The following is a 20,168-nucleotide window of genomic DNA, read 5'->3' as shown; positions in this document are numbered from 1 at the left end:
TAAAGGTATAAAAATTCATTTTTATAATTAATTATTCATCAAGAGGTGGGCTGTTAGATGGAAGGTTATTTAGTGTTAGAAGATGGGACATCGTTTAGCGGCGAGCTGGACGGTCATGAAAACTGCACGGGAGAAGCTGTTTTTTTCACAGGAATGACAGGCTACCAGGAAGTGCTGACAGATCCATCATATAAAGGGCAGATTATCGTATTTACCTATCCGCTGATAGGCAACTACGGCATTAATGAAAAGGATTTTGAAAGCAAGAAACCGCAAGTAAAAGCCGTGGTTGTCTATGAGGCGTGTGATCATTTTTCTCATCATGAAGCGGTATACAGCCTCAAGGAGTATCTACAGAAATGGAACATTCCGCTGTTGACCCATGTTGATACAAGGGCTGTCGTGAAAAAAATCCGGGCAAATGGAACGATGGGTGCGACAGTCACAGCCTCTAAAGAAGGAGCTGAGATTGCCCTCCAACCAGAGAATGTGGCAGAGCAGGCTTCCGCACAGGAAATCAGCACATTTGGCGACGGGAATAAACATATCGCTCTCATTGATTTTGGCTATAAAAAGTCAATCGCATCATCACTTGTCAAACGGGGCTGCAAGGTCACCGTGGTGCCATACAAGCAAATGGAAGCTGTATACGATATAAAGCCGGACGGCATTGTGCTGTCGAACGGTCCTGGAGATCCGAAAGCCATTCATCCATATCTAGGAAAAATCAAAAGCATCATCAGCCGCTTTCCGACTCTTGGCATTTGTCTCGGACATCAGCTGATCGCACTCGCATTCGGAGGGAATACATTCAAGCTGCCATTCGGCCACAGGGGAGCAAATCATCCGGTCATCGACCGTGAAACGAAACGGGTCTTTATGACAAGCCAAAACCACAGCTATGTGGTTGACGAACAGTCGATTAATGAAAAAGAGCTCACGATCAGATTTCATCATGTCAATGATACGTCAGTTGAAGGGCTTGCTCATAAAAAACTGCCAGTCATGAGTGTTCAATTCCATCCGGAAGCCCATCCCGGACCGGCGGAAAGCGAATGGATTTTTGATGATTATCTAAAGAATGTGATACCAGCAAGGAGAGAAATCGCGCATGCCTAAAGACACCAGTATTTCAAGCATATTAGTAATCGGATCAGGCCCGATCATCATCGGGCAGGCGGCAGAATTTGATTATTCAGGCACTCAAGGGTGCATCGCGCTGAAGGAGGAGGGCTACCGGGTAATTCTCGTCAACAGCAATCCGGCGACAATTATGACCGATGAAGCCTTCGCTGATGAGATTTATTTTGAGCCTCTGACAGCAGAAAGCCTGACAGCCATCATTAAGAAAGAACAGCCTGATGGGCTTCTTGCCAATTTAGGCGGTCAGACCGCATTGAATTTAGCGGTGGAGCTTGAAGAAACGGGTGTTTTAAAGGAGCACGGCGTCAAGCTTCTCGGCACATCCGTTGAAACGATACAAAAAGGAGAAGACCGGGAAAAATTCCGTTCGTTAATGAATGAATTGAAACAGCCCGTGCCGGAGAGTGAAATTGTTGATAACGAGGCCGATGCCCTCCATTTTGCGGAATCTATCGGTTTTCCCGTTATTATCAGACCTGCTTACACATTAGGCGGAAAGGGCGGAGGAATCGCCCCTGATAAAGAAGCCTTTACAGCTATGATTAAACAGGCGCTATTAGCAAGCCCGATCAATCAATGCCTTGTCGAAAAAAGCATTGCGGGCTTTAAAGAAATTGAATATGAAGTCATGCGTGACGGCAATAACACATGCATTACCGTCTGCAACATGGAAAATATCGATCCGGTCGGCGTGCATACAGGTGACTCTATCGTTGTGGCGCCTTCACAAACATTGACAGATGAAGACTACCAAATGCTGCGGACGGCTAGTCTGACCATCATTTCAGCACTTGATGTCGTGGGCGGCTGCAACATCCAATTCGCGCTTGATCCATTCAGCAAGCAATATTACGTCATCGAAGTGAATCCGCGTGTCAGCCGGTCATCGGCTCTCGCATCTAAAGCGACCGGTTATCCGATTGCAAAGATGGCTGCTAAACTGGCAGTCGGATACACACTTGACGAGCTGAAAAATCCGCTCACAGGTTCAACTTACGCAAGCTTTGAACCGGCACTGGACTATGTGATCGTCAAATTTCCGCGCTGGCCGTTTGATAAATTCAAAAATGCAGACCGCAAGCTTGGCACAAAAATGAAAGCCACCGGTGAAGTAATGGCGATTGAACGGAATTTAGAAGCGGCAATACAGAAGGCAGCCGCGTCCCTTGAATTAAAAAATATCGGCACACACCTTCCAGAGCTCAGCGGCTTGTCAATTGATGCGCTATGGGAGTTGGCAGTCACTCCGGATGACCGCAGATTTTTCGTTGTCATGGAGCTGTTGAGCCGCAGCGTCTCGATTGATGACATTCATGCGAAAACAAAAATTGATCCGTTTTTCCTGCATACCTTTAACAACATCATCAAATTGGAAAACCGCCTGATGGAAGAGGGCTGCGATCTCTCTTTTGACTTATTGAAAAAAGCAAAGGAAAAGGGGTTCTCAGACGCAACGATTGCCTCATTGATCGGCAAAACAGAAAAAGAGGTGCGCGCGCTTCGCAAGGAGATGGGCATTACACCTTCCTTCAAAATTGTCGATACATGCGCGGCTGAGTTTGATGCGAAAACAAACTATTTTTACTCCACATATTTCGGAGAGACCGATGGAGATATCAGCCGCAAAGAGAAAAAACGCGCGCTGATTATCGGATCGGGCCCGATTCGGATCGGCCAAGGCGTTGAATTTGATTACAGTGCGGTTCACGGCGTGCTGACACTGCAAGAGCTTGGGTTCGAAACCATCATGATTAACAATAACCCGGAAACGGTCAGCACAGATTATGAAATTGCGGATCGCCTGTATTTTGAACCGATGACAACGGAGCATATTGTAAACGTGGCGGAGCAGGAAAATATTGATTTTGCAATCGTGCAATTCGGCGGCCAAACTGCAATCAATGCTGCTGAAGCACTTGAAAAAGCCGGCATTACCCTTCTCGGCACTTCGTTTGAAACACTCGATGTGTTAGAGGATCGTGATCAGTTCTATCAGCTTCTTGATGAACTAGGATTGAAGCACGCAAAAGGAGAAATTGCCTATACAAAAGAAGAAGCCGCTTCAAAAGCCAGTGAGATTGGCTACCCGGTGTTAATTCGTCCATCTTACGTTATCGGCGGAATGGGCATGATCATTGTTGACTCGCAAGATCAGCTTTCTCAGCTGCTGAATGATGAGGACAGCATGCCATACCCCATTTTAATTGACCAGTATGTGTCTGGAAAAGAAGTCGAAATTGATTTGATTTCCGACGGCGAGGATGTCTTTATCCCGACATATACTGAGCATATTGAACGGGCGGGTGTCCATTCGGGAGACAGCTTTGCCATCCTTCCGGGACCATCAATCACAAGCGGGCTGCAGCAGGGCATGAAAGAGGCCGCACAAAAAATTGCCCGAAAACTTTCATTTAAAGGCATCATGAACATCCAATTTGTGATCGACAATGGAAACATACTCGTGCTTGAAGTGAATCCGAGAGCGAGCCGCACGGTTCCGGTCGTCAGCAAAGTAATGGGCGTGCCGATGATTCCGCTTGCCACACGTTTGCTGGCGGGTGCGTCCTTAAAAGATCTAAACCCGGCCGTTCAAAATCAACATGGAGTTGCCGTGAAGTTCCCTGTTTTTTCTTCTCATGCGATACAGGATGTGGATGTGAAGCTTGGACCGGAAATGAAATCAACGGGAGAAGGCATGTGTGTCGCATATGATGCCGACAGCGCCTTGAAAAAAATCTATACACGTGTCTGGAATCAAAAAGGAAGCATATACTTGCAAAACGGTCCGGAAGATGTAAAGGAATTAGCGGAAAACGCCGGTTTCACCGTTCATGAAGGAACATTTGCCTCTTGGATGGAACAGAAAGGAAAATCGCTCCACATCAATCTGAGCGGTTCTGAAGAAGCGCGCAAAGAACGTCTGGAAGCCATGACGCACGGCATCACCGTCTTTACAGAAGAAGAAACCGTGCGGGCGTTTTTACAAAGCGGTTCAGGCCATCCGCAGCCTGTATCTCTCAAAGATCTCTATAAAAAGGAAGTGGCATCATGCACACAGTGACGCAAACCAGTTTATACGGAAAAGATTTATTAACGTTAAAAGATCTTAGTGAACAGGATATAAACGCCTTGCTTGCAGAAGCCGGTGAGCTGAAGCAAAACAAAATCCAGCCTATTTTCCATGGCAAAACCTTGGCAATGATTTTTGAAAAATCATCAACGCGGACCCGTGTTTCATTTGAAGCCGGCATGGCGCAGCTGGGCGGGAACGCCCTCTTCCTAAGCCAGAAAGATCTGCAGCTGGGGCGCGGTGAGACTGTCGCTGATACGGCAAAAGTGCTGTCAGGCTATGTGGATGCCATCATGATCCGGACCTTTGAACATGAAAAGGTGGAGGAGCTTGCCAAAGAAGCTGATATTCCGGTAATCAATGGACTGACGGATAAATACCACCCATGCCAGGCGCTCGCGGATCTCTTGACGATTAAGGAGATAAAAGGAAAGCTTAAAGGCGTAAAAGTCGCATACATCGGTGACGGAAATAACGTGGCGCACTCCTTGATGATCGGCTGCGCGAAAATGGGCTGTGATATCTCAATCGCTTCCCCAAAGGGATATGAAGTGTTAGATGAAGCAGCTGAAGCGGCAAAAACATATGCGCTTCAATCCGGCTCTTCCATCACGCTGACAGATGATCCGATTGAAGCGGTAAAAGACGCGGACGTGATTTATTCTGATGTGTTTACTAGCATGGGACAGGAAGCGGAAGAGCAAGAACGTCTTGCTGTCTTTGCGCCTTATCAGGTGAATGCGGCGCTGGTCAGCCATGCCAAGCCTGACTATACATTTTTACATTGTCTCCCTGCGCATCGCGAGGAAGAAGTGACTGCGGAGATTATTGACGGGCCGAATTCTGCAGTGTTCCAGCAGGCGGAAAATCGTCTTCATGTGCAAAAAGCACTGTTGAAGGCCATTTTATACAATGGGGAATCATCAAAAAACTGCTGAGTCAAACTCAGCAGTTTTTTTTGATGGCAACATATTCACAGCCGCTTAGGCGCATACTACAGCAAAAAGGAAAAGGAGGAAAAACTGTGGGACAGCAGCATCAATTCCGGCCCGGACAGAAAGCGCCTAATAACGGTGTCTACGTAGAGATCGGCGAGACAGGGAGCATGGTGAAAAACCCCCAAAAGGTTCATCTGTCAGCAGGGGAAATGTTTCCCGAAACATCAAATCACAACCGGCTGTGGACATACAAAAGAAAGCCGTGACCACTAAAAAACCCAAAACAATCAATGTTTTGGGTTTTTGGCTTCTTAATGCTGGCTTGCATTTTTGTTCATAGGCATGATTTCTGCTAAAACCATGATTAAGACATACAGTACAACAGCAATGACAGATGATGTTTTGAAATTATACGTAACGCTGTTCATGCTTGCAACCAAGTAGCATGCCATATGTGATAAAAGGAACGTCCAAATAAAGGCAATAATATATCGCACGTTTCCACCTCGTCCTTCTCATTCTATTCTAAAAGCTATCATACCATACAAAAAGCGAAGGGGGAATCCAATTTTAGCAGAAAGTGAGGTGACAAAAGAGTCTGATTCGTCACACTTTAATGGTAAAATATAAAAAACGTCAATCAGTGTAATAGCCAAAAATGTAAAAGGCTAGGACTTTACCTTATTCGTTTCTTTTCTATTTACATAAGATAGCGTGAGATGAAGTGTGAAAGGAGGCGGGCAAGCGATGGGAATAACGGAAAGATACTTTCAACTGGGAACGGAGCATAATGTCATTCATCTGCCCTATCGCCCGAACGGCTTCGGCATCTTTATCTTGGGGGACAGAACCCACTTTGTCGGGGAAGATTCAAGCTTTTGGCTGCAGCATTACGGCAGAAATCAGCTTCTGAATATGTTGAGGAATGAAGGATATACTCTTTTTAACAGCAATCTGTTCGGAAGGCATTGGGGGGCGGAAAAAGCAGTCACCTATGCTAAACAGCTGATCCATTCCGTGATGAAGCAGGAAATCCTCAATCCGAAGATTCATATTTTAGCAGAAGGCATGGGTGCTCTCGTGGCCGATGAACTGCTTCGTTTTTCCCCGGATCATATCCGCTCAGCCGCAATGTTGAATCCTTGTCTCGATCTTCAGGCACATTATGAATCAGAAAAAGAAAATAAATTTTTCTATAAGCAATTTTTGAAAGAAGTATCGAAAAGCTACGGAATCTCTGAAAAAGAAGCGGAAGCGCTTCGTTACAAAACCATTCAAAGCTATCCGAGCGGCGTTCCGGTTCATATATGGCAGCGTATGACCGGAGCTCCATATCCCTACAGCGTACATGCGGAAGCTTTCAAGGAAAAACTGCAAAAGCAAGGCTCACCGGTCGACATGACATTTCATTTATTTGAGCATCCGAGCAGAATTTATGCATCAATCTGCAAATTCTTTCATAGTCATGAAAAAGAATTATAGAGAATATAATGACAACAGCCTTCTCTTTTGCGGAGGCTGTTTTGTTTTGGAAAATGAAAAACCGGAAGGGCGGCAGATGCAATGGAATCAACGCTGATTGTAGGTGCGGACGAATTTTTCGGCCTTTCATTATGTGAACGAATGATGGATGAAGGCATACATGTTGACGTTATTTTGGCGGAAACAGAAGATAAAATGAGACAAATGTACTTAGAAGAAAGACTCATGTGGCTTGGGAGAAATGAACTCTTTCGCCAGCTTGAACGCATTGGAGATCAAAAGTATGATACAATTTGTATCCAGTTTGGAGATTTTTTGCCCTTGGACCAATATGATTCTTCTTATATTTTAGTATATGAACAAGACCGGAAAGAATGGGAGAAGCGTGAAAAAACAGGCTCGGAAAAAGCCGTGTTCCTGCCGAAAATGTATGGGCCATGGAAAGAAGAAACAGAGGGAGACGGCTATTACACAGACGATGTGGCTGACGAGTTGCTGAAATTCCTATTAGAAGGCCGTCATAGCAAAGATCAGTTTTTTGAATTACAAGTATCAGAAAAAACCTCAAAAGAAGAAGCAAAAACAAAAATTATCGAGTGGAAAAGACAATTTTCATCAATTTTCGACAAATATTAAGAAAAACCTTCCATGTTTCGAGTTTTCTAGATACAATAAACGTATAAAACAATACATGTTATAGCTTGTCAAAAGGAGTTGAACATGACTTGATCACAAGGCTTGTCATGATCTTTTCTGTCCTCCTTTTATTGAGTGGATGTGGACAAACTCCGTTCAAAGGAAAAATTGAGAAGGTCGGCATGCTCTTTCCTGATACGATTAATGACCTCGTATGGGGCACAAAAGGGTATAAAGGATTACTGAATATACAATCCAAATACAATGTGGACGTCTACTATAAAGAAGGCGTTAAAACAGAAGAAGATATCATAAATGCGATTGAGGATTTTCATAAGCGGGGCGTCAATCTGCTCTACGGCCATGGGAGTGAATATGCAGAGGTGTTTAACTTGGTCGGCGAAGATTATCCAGATATGGAATTCGTCATTTCCAATGCGAAAGCGAAAGCTGACAATGTGACGAGTGTCCATTTTAGCGGGGAAGCAATGGGCTTTTTTGGAGGAATGACTGCTGCCCATATGTCGAAAACGAATCAGGTCGGTGTCATTGCTTCCTTTACGTGGCAGCCTGAGGTTGACGGTTTTATCAAAGGAGCCAAGTATGAAAATCCAGATATAGAAGTAAACACGAAATATACGGATCATTGGGATGATGATACGACAGCAGTAAAGCTTTATCAGAAAATGAAGAACGAAGGCGCGGATGTTGTGTATCCTGCTGGAGACGGGTATAATGTTCCTGTTATTCAGCAAATCAAAAAAGACGGGCTTTATGCCATCGGCTACGTTACAGATCAATCGGACCTGGGCGAGAATACCGTATTAACCAGCACGGTACAAAATGTGGACAAGGCCTATGAAATCATTGCTGAGCAATTCAACAAAGGCACCCTTGAAGGCGGCGATCATTACTACGACCTGAATACGGGAGTAGTCGAGATGGGAACATTCAGCCCGCTCGTCGATGAAGACTTTCAGCAAAGAATCGCCAAGCTGATCAAAACGTACAACAAAACAGGCGAGCTGCCAAAAAACGAGTAATGGAGTGACGTCACATGCAGCACGAAAAATCACTTGAATTCTTGCAAATTGCCATGAAATACCTCCCTGAAGCGAAAGAACAGCTTGAGAAATCAGGCATTGAGCTCTCAATGGAGGCCATACAGCCGTTTATGAATCTATTTACAACGGTAATGGCGGAAGCTTACGAGCTTGGCAAGTCTGATGCTAAATCTGAAACCGAATAAAAAGAAGCCACTTTTGCGAAAGTGGCTTTTCACATGATTTTCTTTTTAATCGCGGTGATCATGGGCGCAAGCTCCTTTAGAGCGGGCTTGATTTGATCAAGAGAGTTCATAATTGAACCGATTTGGTCCATAATATGCATGTAATGAATCGTCTCTTCGTCGTTGGTCTGAGAAACCTCCTCTTGCTGTTCCTCCTTCTCTTCTGTTGGTTTTGCGGAATCGCCGAACATCATTTTTGAAAATACATCCAACTGCATACGCCTCCTTTCTATATACAATACTCTATGAGTAAGTTGAACTGATAGTTTAGACGAATATATTGCCATGCGAAAAAAAATAGGATAGAATTAGTACCTGATACTAATAATTGATCACAACCTGATTGATCTTCTAAATTTAAGATATAAAGGAGTCTTCCCTTATGAAAGCTGGAATACTTGGTGTTGGACGTTACATTCCTGAGAAGGTTTTAACAAATCATGATCTTGAAAAAATGGTTGAAACTTCTGACGAGTGGATTCGTACAAGAACTGGAATAGAAGAAAGAAGAATTGCCGCAGATGATGTGTATTCATCACATATGGCTGTTGCGGCAGCGAAACATGCGCTGGAACAAGCTGAAGTGGCTGCTGAGGATTTGGATATGATCCTGGTTGCAACTGTTACACCTGATCAGTCATTTCCTACGGTCTCTTGTATGATTCAAGAACAGCTCGGCGCTAAAAAAGCGTGTGCTATGGATATTAGCGCTGCTTGTGCGGGCTTTATGTACGGCGTTGTAACCGGAAAACAATTTATTGAATCCGGAACCTACAAACATGTTCTAGTTGTCGGTGTAGAGAAGCTCTCAAGCATTACAGACTGGGAAGACCGCAATACTGCCGTTCTGTTTGGAGATGGGGCAGGCGCCGCGGTAGTCGGACCAGTCAGTGATGACAGAGGAATCCTTTCATTTGAGCTAGGAGCCGACGGCACAGGCGGTCAGCACTTGTATCTGAATGAAAAACGACATACAATCATGAATGGACGAGAAGTTTTCAAATTTGCAGTCCGCCAAATGGGAGAATCATGCGTAAATGTCATTGAAAAAGCTGGACTTTCAAAAGAGGATGTCGACTTTTTGATTCCGCATCAGGCGAACATCCGCATCATGGAAGCTGCACGCGAGCGTTTAGAGCTTCCTGTCGAAAAGATGTCTAAAACCGTTCATAAATATGGAAATACTTCTGCCGCATCCATTCCGATCTCTCTTGTAGAAGAATTGGAAGCCGGTAAAATCAAAGACGGCGATGTGGTCGTTATGGTAGGGTTCGGCGGAGGACTAACATGGGGCGCCATTGCAATCCGCTGGGGCCGATAAAAAAAGGTGAGGTGCACACAAGATGACTAAAAAAAGAGTAGTTGTTACAGGCCTTGGAGCATTATCTCCGCTTGGCAACGACGTCGATACAAGTTGGAATAACGCAATCAACGGTGTGTCCGGAATCGGTCCGATCACTCGTGTTGATGCTGAAGAATATCCGGCAAAAGTAGCCGCTGAATTAAAAGACTTCAATGTTGAAGATTATATGGATAAAAAAGAAGCCAGAAAAATGGACCGCTTTACACAATATGCGGTTGTAGCTGCGAAAATGGCAGTTGAAGACGCAGATCTTAACATTACGGATGAGATTGCGCCGAGAGTCGGTGTTTGGGTAGGCTCCGGTATCGGAGGACTTGAAACACTAGAATCTCAATTTGAAATCTTCCTAACAAAAGGCCCGAGACGGGTAAGCCCGTTTTTCGTGCCAATGATGATTCCTGACATGGCAACAGGCCAGATTTCTATTGCGCTAGGAGCGAAAGGAGTCAATTCTTGTACGGTTACAGCATGTGCTACAGGAACGAACTCTATCGGTGACGCGTTTAAAGTCATTCAGCGCGGTGATGCAGACGTGATGGTCACAGGCGGAACAGAAGCGCCGCTGACAAGAATGTCATTCGCGGGCTTCAGTGCCAACAAAGCACTGTCTACTAATCCAGATCCGAAAACAGCGAGCCGCCCGTTCGATAAAAACCGTGATGGCTTTGTCATGGGTGAAGGTGCAGGGATTATCGTTCTTGAAGAGCTTGAGTATGCCCTGGCCCGCGGTGCTAAAATCTACGGAGAAATTGTCGGCTACGGTTCGACAGGGGACGCTTATCATATCACAGCGCCGGCCCAAGACGGCGAAGGCGGAGCGAGAGCGATGCAAGAAGCCATTAAAGATGCGGGCATTGCGCCACAAGAAATTGATTATATCAATGCTCACGGAACAAGCACGTATTACAACGACAAATACGAAACAATGGCGATAAAAACCGTTTTCGGCGAGCATGCGCATAAACTTGCTGTAAGCTCTACAAAATCAATGACAGGCCACCTTTTAGGAGCAGCTGGCGGTATTGAAGCCATTTTCTCTATCCTTGCCATTAAAGAAGGCGTGATCCCGCCGACAATCAATATTCAAACACCTGACGAAGAATGCGATTTGGATTATGTGCCTGATGAAGCTCGCAGACAGGAGCTCAATTATGTTCTCAGCAACTCATTAGGATTCGGCGGGCACAATGCAACATTAATCTTTAAAAAATATCAATCATAATCAAGCCAAACCGGCTGCCCCTAAAGGGTAGCCGGTTTTTTTTGTGTGCATAGATTAAAAGAGGAGGCGATCACATGAGTGTAGAACAAACACATAGCTGGCTCAGAAAGGCTGCTTCAATAGATGATTTGGCACCTTACATTATCCCGCTTTTTTCAGGTGCGGGGAAAAAGAACTGGAAGGGCATTTTGGGGCATCTTCAGCATCATGGGATGTTTAAAAACATGACAGAGGGTATTCAGACAGCTTCCAAGCTGAAGGAAAAAGGTTTTTACGAGCATATCCAAAAGGAAGAACAGTATCTTAAAAACAAATGGCAAGGTCCTGATGTACCAATTGTTCCGCTGCCGGTTGATGAACGAAATAGGAGAATTCGTTTAGAATTTGGATCAAAATCAGGACTCGCGTTTCAAGACAAAATGTTCCTCTTTCTTTCGTCAGATTTAGATTTTGGATCAGTATCTGCCCTGATGACGCATGAGTATCATCATGTTTGCCGGTTAGGTCATCTCACAAAAGAGGAAAAGGATGTCACATTACTTGATACAATCATCATGGAAGGGCTGGCGGAATATGCTGTTTATGAGAGGTTCGGCCGAAGTCAAACGGCTGAATGGACGACTTGGTATACCCCAGAGCAGCTTCAGGCTTTATATGAAAAAAAGATTGCGCCCCATCAGGATATCAAACGGGATGATCGATTATTTCCCCAGCTGTTATTCGGCAAAGGATATCAGCCGAAAATGCTTGGATACGCAGTTGGATTCAATATTGTAAAAAAGTATTTAACTGCCAACAAGGCAAGCACTGCAGACGGACTTTCCATTCCTGCTGAAACCTTTTTGGATGCAATGCTTTAAAAGGATAAAATAATGGAATTTCGTTAATAATATTACATTTATCCTAAAAAATTCTTGATTTTGCAAAATGATTGTAATAATATACAACTATAAAATTTTTCGATAATTCAATATTATTTATTATTTCTGAATAAAGGGATTGCTTTCTCTTGAAAACGATTGACCACAAGAGGGGGGAAAGGGGAGCTAGCATGAGCACACTATTAGAAGTGAATAATTTAAAGACTTATTTTTTCCGGAAAAAGGAGCCGATCCCTGCGGTTGACGGAGTCGATTTTCACATCAGCAAAGGTGAGACCGTCGCGCTTGTAGGTGAATCGGGCTCCGGAAAAAGCATTACTTCCTTATCAATTATGGGCCTCGTCCAAAGCTCAGGCGGAAAAATCATGGACGGCTTTATTAAACTCGAAGACAAAGACCTCACCTCATTCACTGAAAACGATTATTGCAAAATCCGCGGAAACGAAGTATCCATGATCTTTCAAGAACCAATGACCTCCCTTAATCCGGTGTTAACAATCGGAGAACAAATTACCGAAGTGCTGATTTACCATAAAAACATGAAGAAAAAAGAAGCCTGTCAGCGAGCTGTTGAACTCTTGCAGATGGTCGGTTTCTCCCGGGCGGAGCAAATAATGAAGGAGTACCCGCATCGGCTGTCAGGCGGTATGAGACAGAGGGTGATGATTGCCATCGCACTAAGCTGTAATCCTAAATTGCTCATTGCCGATGAACCCACGACAGCGCTGGATGTGACAATACAAGCCCAGGTGCTGGAGCTCATGAAAGATCTCTGCCAGAAGTTCAACACATCGATTCTTCTGATCACACACGACTTAGGTGTCGTGTCCGAAGCGGCTGATAGAGTGATTGTCATGTACTGCGGACAAGTCGTAGAAAACGCCACTGTTGATGACTTATTTTTAGAACCGCTTCATCCTTATACAGAAGGCCTGCTTACGTCAATTCCTGTTATAGATGGAGAGATTGATAAATTAAATGCGATTAAAGGCAGCGTGCCTACACCTGATAATCTGCCGCCGGGGTGCCGTTTTGCCCCAAGGTGTCCGAAAGCTATGGATAAGTGCTGGACAAATCAGCCTTCGCTTTTGACACACAAAAGCGGAAGAACGGTGAGATGCTTTTTATATGAGGAAGAGGGTGCAGAACAATCATGACAGCAGCTAATCAAGAAATAATCTTAGAGCTTCGTGACGTAAAAAAATACTTTCCGATCCGCTCAGGCCTTTTTCAAAGAAAAGTCGGTGATGTAAAAGCGGTGGATGGTGTGTCATTTTCGTTAAAAAAAGGAGAGACACTCGGAATCGTTGGAGAGTCGGGCTGCGGAAAATCGACTGCCGGCAGAACGATGATCAGACTGTACAAACCAACAGAAGGCCAAATTCTTTTTAAAGGGCAGGATATTTCCAATCTGTCAGAGGAGAAGCTGCGGAAGAGTGTCCGCAAAAATATTCAAATGGTGTTCCAAGATCCATTTGCCTCGTTAAACCCGAGAAAGACGCTGCGGTCTATCATAAAGGAGCCGTTTAATACGCACAACATGTATACGATGCGTGAACGAAACGAGAAAGTCGAAGAGCTGCTTGCGAGAGTTGGCCTTCACCCGTCGTTTGCCGGACGTTATCCCCATGAGTTTTCCGGCGGCCAGCGTCAGCGGATCGGCATTGCCAGAGCACTCACTTTAAATCCAGAGCTGATCATTGCTGATGAGCCGGTTTCCGCACTTGATGTATCCATTCAGGCCCAAGTGATTAACTTGATGGAGGAATTACAGGAGGAATTTGATCTTACGTATCTATTTATCTCCCATGATCTAAGTGTCGTCCGCCATATCAGCGACAGAGTCGGAGTGATGTATCTTGGCAAAATGATGGAGCTGACCGGCAAGCATGAGCTTTATGACAACCCGCTTCACCCATATACCCAAGCGCTTTTATCCTCCGTTCCGGTTACAAGAAAAAAAGGATCTGTCAAACGTGAACGCATTGTCCTGAAGGGAGAGCTGCCAAGTCCGGCCAACCCGCCAAAAGGCTGCGTATTCCACACAAGATGCCCTGTTGCAAAACCGATATGCAAGGAACAAATACCAGAATTTAAAGAAGCTGCTCCCAGCCACTTTGTGGCTTGTCACCTTTATAGCTAATGTTGCCCGCACAGCTTTGAGAGGGGGTATGCATACTACATAAACAACAGCTGAGAAGAACGAACATTTTAAAAGGGGGAATATCTAATGAAAAGACGGAAAACCGCACTGATGATGCTAAGTGTATTGATGGTCCTGGCCATCTTTTTATCAGCCTGCTCGGGCTCAAAATCGAGCAGCAGCAGTGAGAAAAAATCAGCAGGCAAACCGCAGCAAGGCGGGGATTTGGTTGTAGGGTCAACTGGGGAGCCAACGTTGTTTAATCCACTCTATTCTACAGACGTTTCCAGTTCAGATATTGAAGGGATGATCTATAGTACATTATTAGAGACGGATGAAAAACTAAATGTGAAACCTGCTTTAGCTGAAAAAGTAACAGAATCCAAAGATGGCCTGACTTATGATGTCAAAATTAGAAAAGGTGTAAAGTTCCATGATGGAAAAGAACTTACAGCCGATGACGTTGTTTTCACTTATAGCATACCTTTAAATAAGGACTATAATGGTGAACGCGGTTCTGGTTTTGAATCACTAAAATCTGTTACAAAAAAAGGTGATTATGAAGTTGAATTTAAATTAAAGAAAAAAGATGCATATTTTTATAATGTTGTTTTAGGCAGCTACGGCATTCTGCCCAAACACATTTTAGGGAAAGTGCCAGTTGCAGATTTAGGCGAAAATGAATTTAACAGGAAGAATCCAATTGGTTCGGGTCCATTCAAGTTTGTTGAATGGAAAAAGGGCGATTATGTAAAACTTGAAGCAAATGATGACTACTATGGCGGAAGACCGTATTTAGATACAGTGACAGTTAAGACGATTCCTGATTCTAATGCCGCTGTTGCTCAATTAAAAGCTGGGGATATTGACTTCTTTGTTGTACCAGGCACAGACTTTGAGACAGTTAAAACATTTGATAATGTTCAAGTTAAATCTGATCTTGGTTTGAACTACAGTTATATTGGATGGAATGAAAAAAATAAATTATTTAAAGACAAAAAAGTCCGCCAAGCTCTTACGTATGCGCTTGATCGAAAAGCAATGGTAGATCAGGTGTTAAATGGTGATGGAAAAGTTGCAAACGTTCCTGAAAGTCCGCTTTCTTGGAACTATCCAAAAGGTGATGTACCTACATTTGATTACAATCCTAAAAAGGCTAAAAAGCTCTTGGAAGAAGCAGGATGGAAAGATACAGATGGAGACGGTTACCTTGATAAAGACGGAAAGAAATTTTCATTTACCATTAAAACGAACCAGGGCAATAAGATTCGGGAGGATTTAGCAGTTGTTGTTCAGCAGCAACTTAAAGAAGTAGGAATTGAAGCAAAACCGCAAATTGTAGAATTTAGTGCTCTTATTGAACAAACAAGCGCACCGAATTGGGATTATGATGCACTACTGCTCGGTTGGAGTTTGGCTACATTCCCAGATCAATTTTCAATTTTCCACTCCAGTCAATCTAAGAACGGATTAAACAACATATGGTATAAGAATCCTAAAGTCGATAAACTTTTAGAAGAAGCTAAATCAATTACAGACAGAAAAGAATATCAGAAAAAATACGAAGAAATCTATAAATTGATTGCTGAGGACCAGCCTTATTCATTCCTGTTTTATTACAATTATCATAGGGCAATCCCGACAAACATGCATGGCTATGTATTCCATCCGAAAAATGACTTATATCATATTGAAAAATGGTGGCTTGAACAATAATAGTTAAATCCCTAGAGAGGTGAGGATTATGCATCCTTTCCTCTTTATCCTATTTTAGAAAAGGGGACAAGAATATGGTTACATATATTGTTCGTCGAACATTAATGTCTCTGCCAATTCTTTTGGGCATTACAATTTTATCATTTGCGATAATGAAAGCGGCGCCAGGTGATCCGATGTCACTTATGATGGATCCGACAATCAGCCAAGCTGACAGAGCCAAATTTATTGAAAAGTATGGACTCAATGATCCAGAACCTGTTCAGTACTTAAAATGGCTTGGGAACATGCTCCAAGGCGACTTTGGGACATCTATTGTGAAAAAGGGGACACCAGTTTCCGATCTAATCCTTTCACGTTTGCCAAATACTCTGGTGCTTATGGTTTTTTCAACTCTTGTTGCTCTTCTGATTTCAATTCCTTTCGGTGTTCTTTCTGCAAAACGCCCTTATTCTAAGCTTGACTATGGTATTACTGTCACGTCATTTTTAGGGCTGGCGATACCAAATTTCTGGTTCGGATTAATTCTTATTATGGTTCTTTCCGTAAATCTCGGTTGGTTTCCTACGGGAGGTGTCGGCACTTTAAACGCTGACTTTAACATTTTTGACAGGCTCCATCATTTAATTTTGCCTGCATTTGTTTTAGCAACTGCGGATATGGCCGGTATTACTCGTTATACAAGATCAAGTATGCTTGATGTATTAAAGCAAGATTATATAAGAACAGCTCGAGCCAAAGGATTTAAAGAAAATAAAGTGATTTTCAAACATGGCTTGAGAAATGGCCTGCTTCCTGTTATTACAATTTTCGGATTAATGATTCCGTCATTTATTGGCGGTGCTGTCGTAGTTGAGCAGATTTTTACTTGGCCAGGATTAGGAAAGTTATTTATTGATTCGGCATTCTCTCGAGATTATCCGGTTATTATGGCCATGACTGTGATTTCTGCTGTTTTGGTTGTACTGGGAAACTTGATTGCAGATATTTTGTATGCATTAGTTGATCCGAGAATTGAATATTAAAAGGGGGGGACACACATGACAAATCCAAACACTGCGGCTCCCTCTAATGAGGTAAAGCTAAAAGAAAATATTAGAAAAAAACCAGAAACAATGACTAGGATCTTTTTTGAGAAATTTTTCAAAAATAGGCTTGCTGTTGTTGGGGGGATTATTTTATCAGTTATCATCTTAATGGCGGTCTTTGCTCCTTTTATTGCGCCTTACTCGCCTGAGAGTCAATCTCTTTTAAACAAACTGAAGCCGCCAAGCGCTCAAAATCTAATGGGGACGGATAAGTTTGGGCGCGATATATTTACAAGGGTGTTATATGGAGCACGTGTGTCTTTATTAGTTGGTTTTGCTTCAGTAATTGGTGCGATTACAATTGGTACGGTTGTTGGAGCCTTAGCAGGATACTTTAAAGGAATAGTAGATGCTGTGTTGATGAGGGCTGTCGACGTAGTTTTATCTATTCCGGATATTTTTCTGCTTATTACCTTAGTTACAATTTTTCAACCGGGAATGGATAAGTTAATTTTAATTTTTTCTCTGACGGGCTGGACTACAACAGCGAGACTAGTCAGAGGTGAGTTTCTATCCCTACGGTCAAGGGAATTTGTATTGGCTGCTAAAACAATAGGCACAAAAAATTACAAAATTATTTTTTCGCATATATTGCCGAATTGTATTGGGCCAATTATTGTTTCCGCTACTTTAAAAGTAGGTAGTGTCATTCTAGCTGAATCAACGTTAAGTTACTTGGGTTTCGGTATCCAGCCGCCAATTGCTAGCTGGGGAAACATGCTTCAGGATGCTCAAAACTTTACATTAATGATTCAAGCATGGTGGTACCCGTTATTTCCCGGGCTATTTATTTTAATGACCGTTTTATGCTTCAACTTTGTCGGTGATGGCCTGCGGGATGCGCTTGACCCGAAAAATATTAAATAAAAATGAATATAATATCTGTTATAAAATATCACCAAATCAGAAAAAAAGCAGGTCTCCCTTTGTCAGAAAATATACAAAGAGATCTGCTTTTTGTGATTCTTGCATAAAACCAGTGATTCCAGATTTCCTCAATCTCTTTGGAATAATTTCTCTGTCCCTTGCCTATACTGTGGACAACAGTTTTTATAAAGTGAGGGGTTAGAGATGTTATTTCTTCATGATGTGTGGGTCAATTGGTTTGAAGGGGAAGAAAATGGCTACAATGTATGCCACTTTCACGAATGGCGCAAGGAAGATACGGTTGAGCTTTTGGATCAGGTGCCTTTGTTAAGGGTGCCGTCAGTACTGTTTCATTACATAGAAAACGATTTGTCAGAGCTTCCGAAAGGTTTGCTTGAAGACGTACATCAGAAATCGTACATTCGGAAAAATCATGAGCGGACAAAGCTTGAATATTGTTTTGTTGTAACAGACGGAATCGGCATTTTGGCTGTCGACACGATCGGCTATACAATCCCTGTCAGGAAAAGCCGTCTGATCCCAAGACAAGAGCAGCTCGTTTATGAAATGGTAAAAGATGTAGAGCCTGAAGCGTATGAATTTGAACCAAAGAAACTGGAATCCTCTAAAGAATATCACATCTTATCATTAGCACCAGAACATGTCAGGGGTCTGACAAGAAAAGAACGGCAAATCAAGCAGCTGATGTTTATGGCGCTTGACCAATTAAAAGGGCTGAAAAACCGCGCTGAAATCGGCTATTGGTATACAGAGTGGAATCCGCATATGTATGAACAAATCAAACGGATGAGCTTTGAAGAGATTTGGGACATGCTGTATAACGAAACAATTGAAGGCTGGTCGGATAAGCACCTAGCTTTTTGCGAAAACCTAATAAAAGGACAGCCTTTTTTTGAAAAGCTGTGGGAAATGGAAAATGAATCAAAGGTAAACTGAAATAAAAAACCGCTCTTTGCAAAGAGCGGTTTTTTGATCAGCGTCTTTTTCTTCCAAGACCCATGGCATTCTCCATTTTTTTCAGCATTTTGTTTGCTGTCCGTTTCGCCCGTTCCGCGCCTTCATCAAGAATCCGGTCTAATTCTTCAGATTCTATCAGCTCATAATAGCGGTCCTGGATCGGTTTTAATGCGTCCACCACGACTTCTGCCAAATCACCTTTAAACTCGCCGTAGCCTTTTCCTTCGTATTTTGCTTCAAGCTCTTCAATTGTCGTATTGCCGAGGATTGAATAAATCGTAAGAAGGTTGGAAACACCCGGTTTGTTTTCTTTGTCAAATTTTACAATGCCCTCGGAATCTGTCACAGCGCTTTTGATTTTCTTTTCAAGAAGCTTCGGTTCATCCAGCAGTGTAATATAAGATTTCTGGTTCGGATCAGATTTGCTCATCTTCTTCAGCGGATCATTCAGAGACATGATGCGTGCACCGACTTTTGGAATTTTCACTTCCGGAATCGTGAAGATGTCGTTGTATTTTTTGTTGAAGCGTTCTGCGAGATTCCGCGTCAGCTCAAGGTGCTGCTTTTGATCCTCGCCAACAGGCACAAGATCCGTTCCGTACAGCAGAATATCAGCGGCCATCAGCGGCGGGTATGTTAACAGGCCGGAGACGACAGCCTCATTGCCTTTGGATTTGTCCTTAAATTGAGTCATTCGTTCAAGCTCGCCGATATATGCGACACACTGCATCATCCATCCGGCCTGTGCGTGCGCGGGAACCTCTGACTGAATAAACAATGTTGCTTTTTCCGGATCAAGTCCGACAGCTAAGTAAAGCGCCGCCAGACTGCGGATATTCTTTCTTAGCTGGAGCCGATCTTGAGGAACGGTTATTGCATGCTGGTCCACGATGCAAAAATAGCTGTTATAATCATGCTGCAGTTCGACAAACTGCTTCATTGCACCGATATAGTTGCCGAGCGTAACAGAGCCGCTTGGCTGAATGCCTGAAAAAATCGTTTGTTTCATGAAAACATCAACCTCATTTCTTAAAACATAATAAAAAAGGCTCATTCTTCCCCTATAAAAAAGGGACGAATGAACCGTGGTACCACCCTGATTATTCCATTAAAATGGAATCACTCTGACGTTTGTAACGGAGTCTGCTCCGGCTGAGCCTACTTTTTTCGGGTTCGGTCAGCTGCTCCAAAGTCCATTCCACATTGCCCGTTATCTGCTCCCAGCACCGCAGACTCTCTTCAAACAGGTGAAATGTGTACTACTCTTCTTCATAGCACGCTTTTCTTTTGATTGCTTCATTATAAATCAATTATAACCAATTGTCATCATGAAAAAACATTCTTTTTCCCAGT

Annotated in this window: 20 protein-coding genes and 1 other annotated feature; of the genes, 17 read left to right on the top strand and 3 right to left on the bottom strand. The window is 43.3% G+C overall.

What is annotated here, in order from left to right:
- Positions 1 to 57: 57 nt before the first annotated feature.
- From BFW96_RS06940 to BFW96_RS06925, 4 genes are all read left to right on the top strand, one after another.
- Entirely contained in the window at positions 58 to 1,119 is a 1,062-nt protein-coding gene (locus BFW96_RS06940) for a carbamoyl phosphate synthase small subunit (RefSeq protein ID WP_069839021.1), read from the top strand.
- On the top strand, positions 1,112 to 4,204 hold the full coding sequence (locus BFW96_RS06935) for a carbamoyl-phosphate synthase (glutamine-hydrolyzing) large subunit (RefSeq protein WP_069839020.1): 3,093 nt from the start codon (positions 1,112 to 1,114) through the stop codon (positions 4,202 to 4,204). Before BFW96_RS06940 ends, BFW96_RS06935 begins: the two co-directional genes overlap by 8 nt.
- Positions 4,192 to 5,151, top strand: a complete 960-nt coding sequence (gene argF / locus BFW96_RS06930; protein WP_069839019.1) for an ornithine carbamoyltransferase — start codon at positions 4,192 to 4,194, stop codon at positions 5,149 to 5,151. Before BFW96_RS06935 ends, argF begins: the two co-directional genes overlap by 13 nt.
- Before the next feature lie 86 nt (positions 5,152 to 5,237).
- On the top strand, positions 5,238 to 5,417 hold the full coding sequence (locus BFW96_RS06925; protein ID WP_003245356.1) for a YjzC family protein: 180 nt from the start codon (positions 5,238 to 5,240) through the stop codon (positions 5,415 to 5,417).
- 45 nt (positions 5,418 to 5,462) lie between these two features.
- Here the strand turns inward: BFW96_RS06925 and BFW96_RS06920 are convergent, their stop codons facing one another.
- On the bottom strand, positions 5,463 to 5,648 hold the full coding sequence (locus tag BFW96_RS06920) for a YjzD family protein (RefSeq protein ID WP_003245236.1): 186 nt from the start codon (positions 5,646 to 5,648) through the stop codon (positions 5,463 to 5,465).
- A gap of 250 nt (positions 5,649 to 5,898) precedes the next feature.
- On the opposite strand from BFW96_RS06920, the gene BFW96_RS06915 reads away from it, so the two are divergent.
- The 4 genes from BFW96_RS06915 (at position 5,899) to comZ (ending at position 8,518) form a co-directional block, all read left to right on the top strand.
- A complete protein-coding gene (locus tag BFW96_RS06915; protein WP_069839018.1) occupies positions 5,899 to 6,633 on the top strand; it encodes a hypothetical protein in 735 nt (244 codons plus the stop codon).
- 81 nt (positions 6,634 to 6,714) lie between these two features.
- On the top strand, positions 6,715 to 7,269 hold the full coding sequence (locus BFW96_RS06910) for a hypothetical protein (protein WP_069839017.1): 555 nt from the start codon (positions 6,715 to 6,717) through the stop codon (positions 7,267 to 7,269).
- An 89-nt stretch (positions 7,270 to 7,358) separates the two neighbouring features.
- A complete protein-coding gene (gene med / locus BFW96_RS06905) occupies positions 7,359 to 8,312 on the top strand; it encodes a transcriptional regulator Med (protein ID WP_069149366.1) in 954 nt (317 codons plus the stop codon).
- 14 nt (positions 8,313 to 8,326) lie between these two features.
- On the top strand, positions 8,327 to 8,518 hold the full coding sequence (gene comZ, locus BFW96_RS06900; protein WP_003224559.1) for a ComG operon transcriptional repressor ComZ: 192 nt from the start codon (positions 8,327 to 8,329) through the stop codon (positions 8,516 to 8,518).
- Positions 8,519 to 8,547: 29 nt separating this feature from the next.
- On the opposite strand, the gene yjzB is transcribed toward comZ, so the two are convergent.
- Positions 8,548 to 8,775 (bottom strand): spore coat protein YjzB, encoded by a 228-nt coding sequence (yjzB, locus tag BFW96_RS06895; RefSeq protein ID WP_080478200.1) that lies wholly within the window; start codon positions 8,773 to 8,775, stop codon positions 8,548 to 8,550.
- 164 nt (positions 8,776 to 8,939) lie between these two features.
- Between yjzB and fabH the strand changes: the two genes are divergently transcribed.
- The 9 genes from fabH (at position 8,940) to BFW96_RS06850 (ending at position 18,794) form a co-directional block, all read left to right on the top strand.
- Complete coding sequence (gene fabH, locus BFW96_RS06890; protein WP_014663519.1) at positions 8,940 to 9,878, top strand: beta-ketoacyl-ACP synthase III; 939 nt, start codon at positions 8,940 to 8,942, stop codon at positions 9,876 to 9,878.
- Between the two features lie 22 nt (positions 9,879 to 9,900).
- A complete protein-coding gene (gene fabF / locus BFW96_RS06885) occupies positions 9,901 to 11,142 on the top strand; it encodes a beta-ketoacyl-ACP synthase II (RefSeq protein ID WP_069839016.1) in 1,242 nt (413 codons plus the stop codon).
- A 74-nt stretch (positions 11,143 to 11,216) separates the two neighbouring features.
- Positions 11,217 to 12,002 carry a DUF2268 domain-containing putative Zn-dependent protease gene (locus tag BFW96_RS06880; RefSeq protein WP_040083456.1) on the top strand — a complete coding sequence of 262 codons (786 nt, stop codon included), beginning with the start codon at positions 11,217 to 11,219 and terminating at the stop codon, positions 12,000 to 12,002.
- A gap of 191 nt (positions 12,003 to 12,193) precedes the next feature.
- On the top strand, positions 12,194 to 13,180 hold the full coding sequence (appD, locus tag BFW96_RS06875; RefSeq protein ID WP_069839015.1) for an oligopeptide ABC transporter ATP-binding protein AppD: 987 nt from the start codon (positions 12,194 to 12,196) through the stop codon (positions 13,178 to 13,180).
- On the top strand, positions 13,177 to 14,166 hold the full coding sequence (gene appF / locus BFW96_RS06870) for an oligopeptide ABC transporter ATP-binding protein AppF (protein ID WP_069839014.1): 990 nt from the start codon (positions 13,177 to 13,179) through the stop codon (positions 14,164 to 14,166). The genes appD and appF overlap by 4 nt, the downstream gene beginning before the upstream one ends.
- An 87-nt stretch (positions 14,167 to 14,253) precedes the next feature.
- Positions 14,254 to 15,882 (top strand): peptide-binding protein, encoded by a 1,629-nt coding sequence (locus BFW96_RS06865; protein ID WP_069839013.1) that lies wholly within the window; start codon positions 14,254 to 14,256, stop codon positions 15,880 to 15,882.
- A gap of 74 nt (positions 15,883 to 15,956) precedes the next feature.
- Positions 15,957 to 16,907, top strand: a complete 951-nt coding sequence (locus BFW96_RS06860; RefSeq protein ID WP_015252362.1) for an ABC transporter permease — start codon at positions 15,957 to 15,959, stop codon at positions 16,905 to 16,907.
- 15 nt (positions 16,908 to 16,922) lie between these two features.
- Positions 16,923 to 17,837, top strand: coding sequence for an oligopeptide ABC transporter permease (gene opp4C, locus BFW96_RS06855; RefSeq protein ID WP_040083452.1), 915 nt, complete (start codon positions 16,923 to 16,925; stop codon positions 17,835 to 17,837).
- Between the two features lie 204 nt (positions 17,838 to 18,041).
- A complete protein-coding gene (locus BFW96_RS06850) occupies positions 18,042 to 18,794 on the top strand; it encodes a YjbA family protein (protein ID WP_014663526.1) in 753 nt (250 codons plus the stop codon).
- Between the two features lie 37 nt (positions 18,795 to 18,831).
- On the opposite strand, the gene trpS is transcribed toward BFW96_RS06850, so the two are convergent.
- Positions 18,832 to 19,824 (bottom strand): tryptophan--tRNA ligase, encoded by a 993-nt coding sequence (trpS, locus tag BFW96_RS06845; RefSeq protein ID WP_069839164.1) that lies wholly within the window; start codon positions 19,822 to 19,824, stop codon positions 18,832 to 18,834.
- A 58-nt stretch (positions 19,825 to 19,882) separates the two neighbouring features.
- Positions 19,883 to 20,097, bottom strand: a binding site (T-box leader).
- Positions 20,098 to 20,168 lie beyond the last annotated feature (71 nt).

It is taken from the genome of Bacillus sp. F56 (genome assembly GCF_001748205.1).
GTDB classification, from domain to species: domain Bacteria; phylum Bacillota; class Bacilli; order Bacillales; family Bacillaceae; genus Bacillus; species Bacillus stercoris.
The sequence above is the reverse complement of the archived record's forward strand: the minus strand, read 5'-3'. Positions and strand labels throughout refer to the sequence as shown.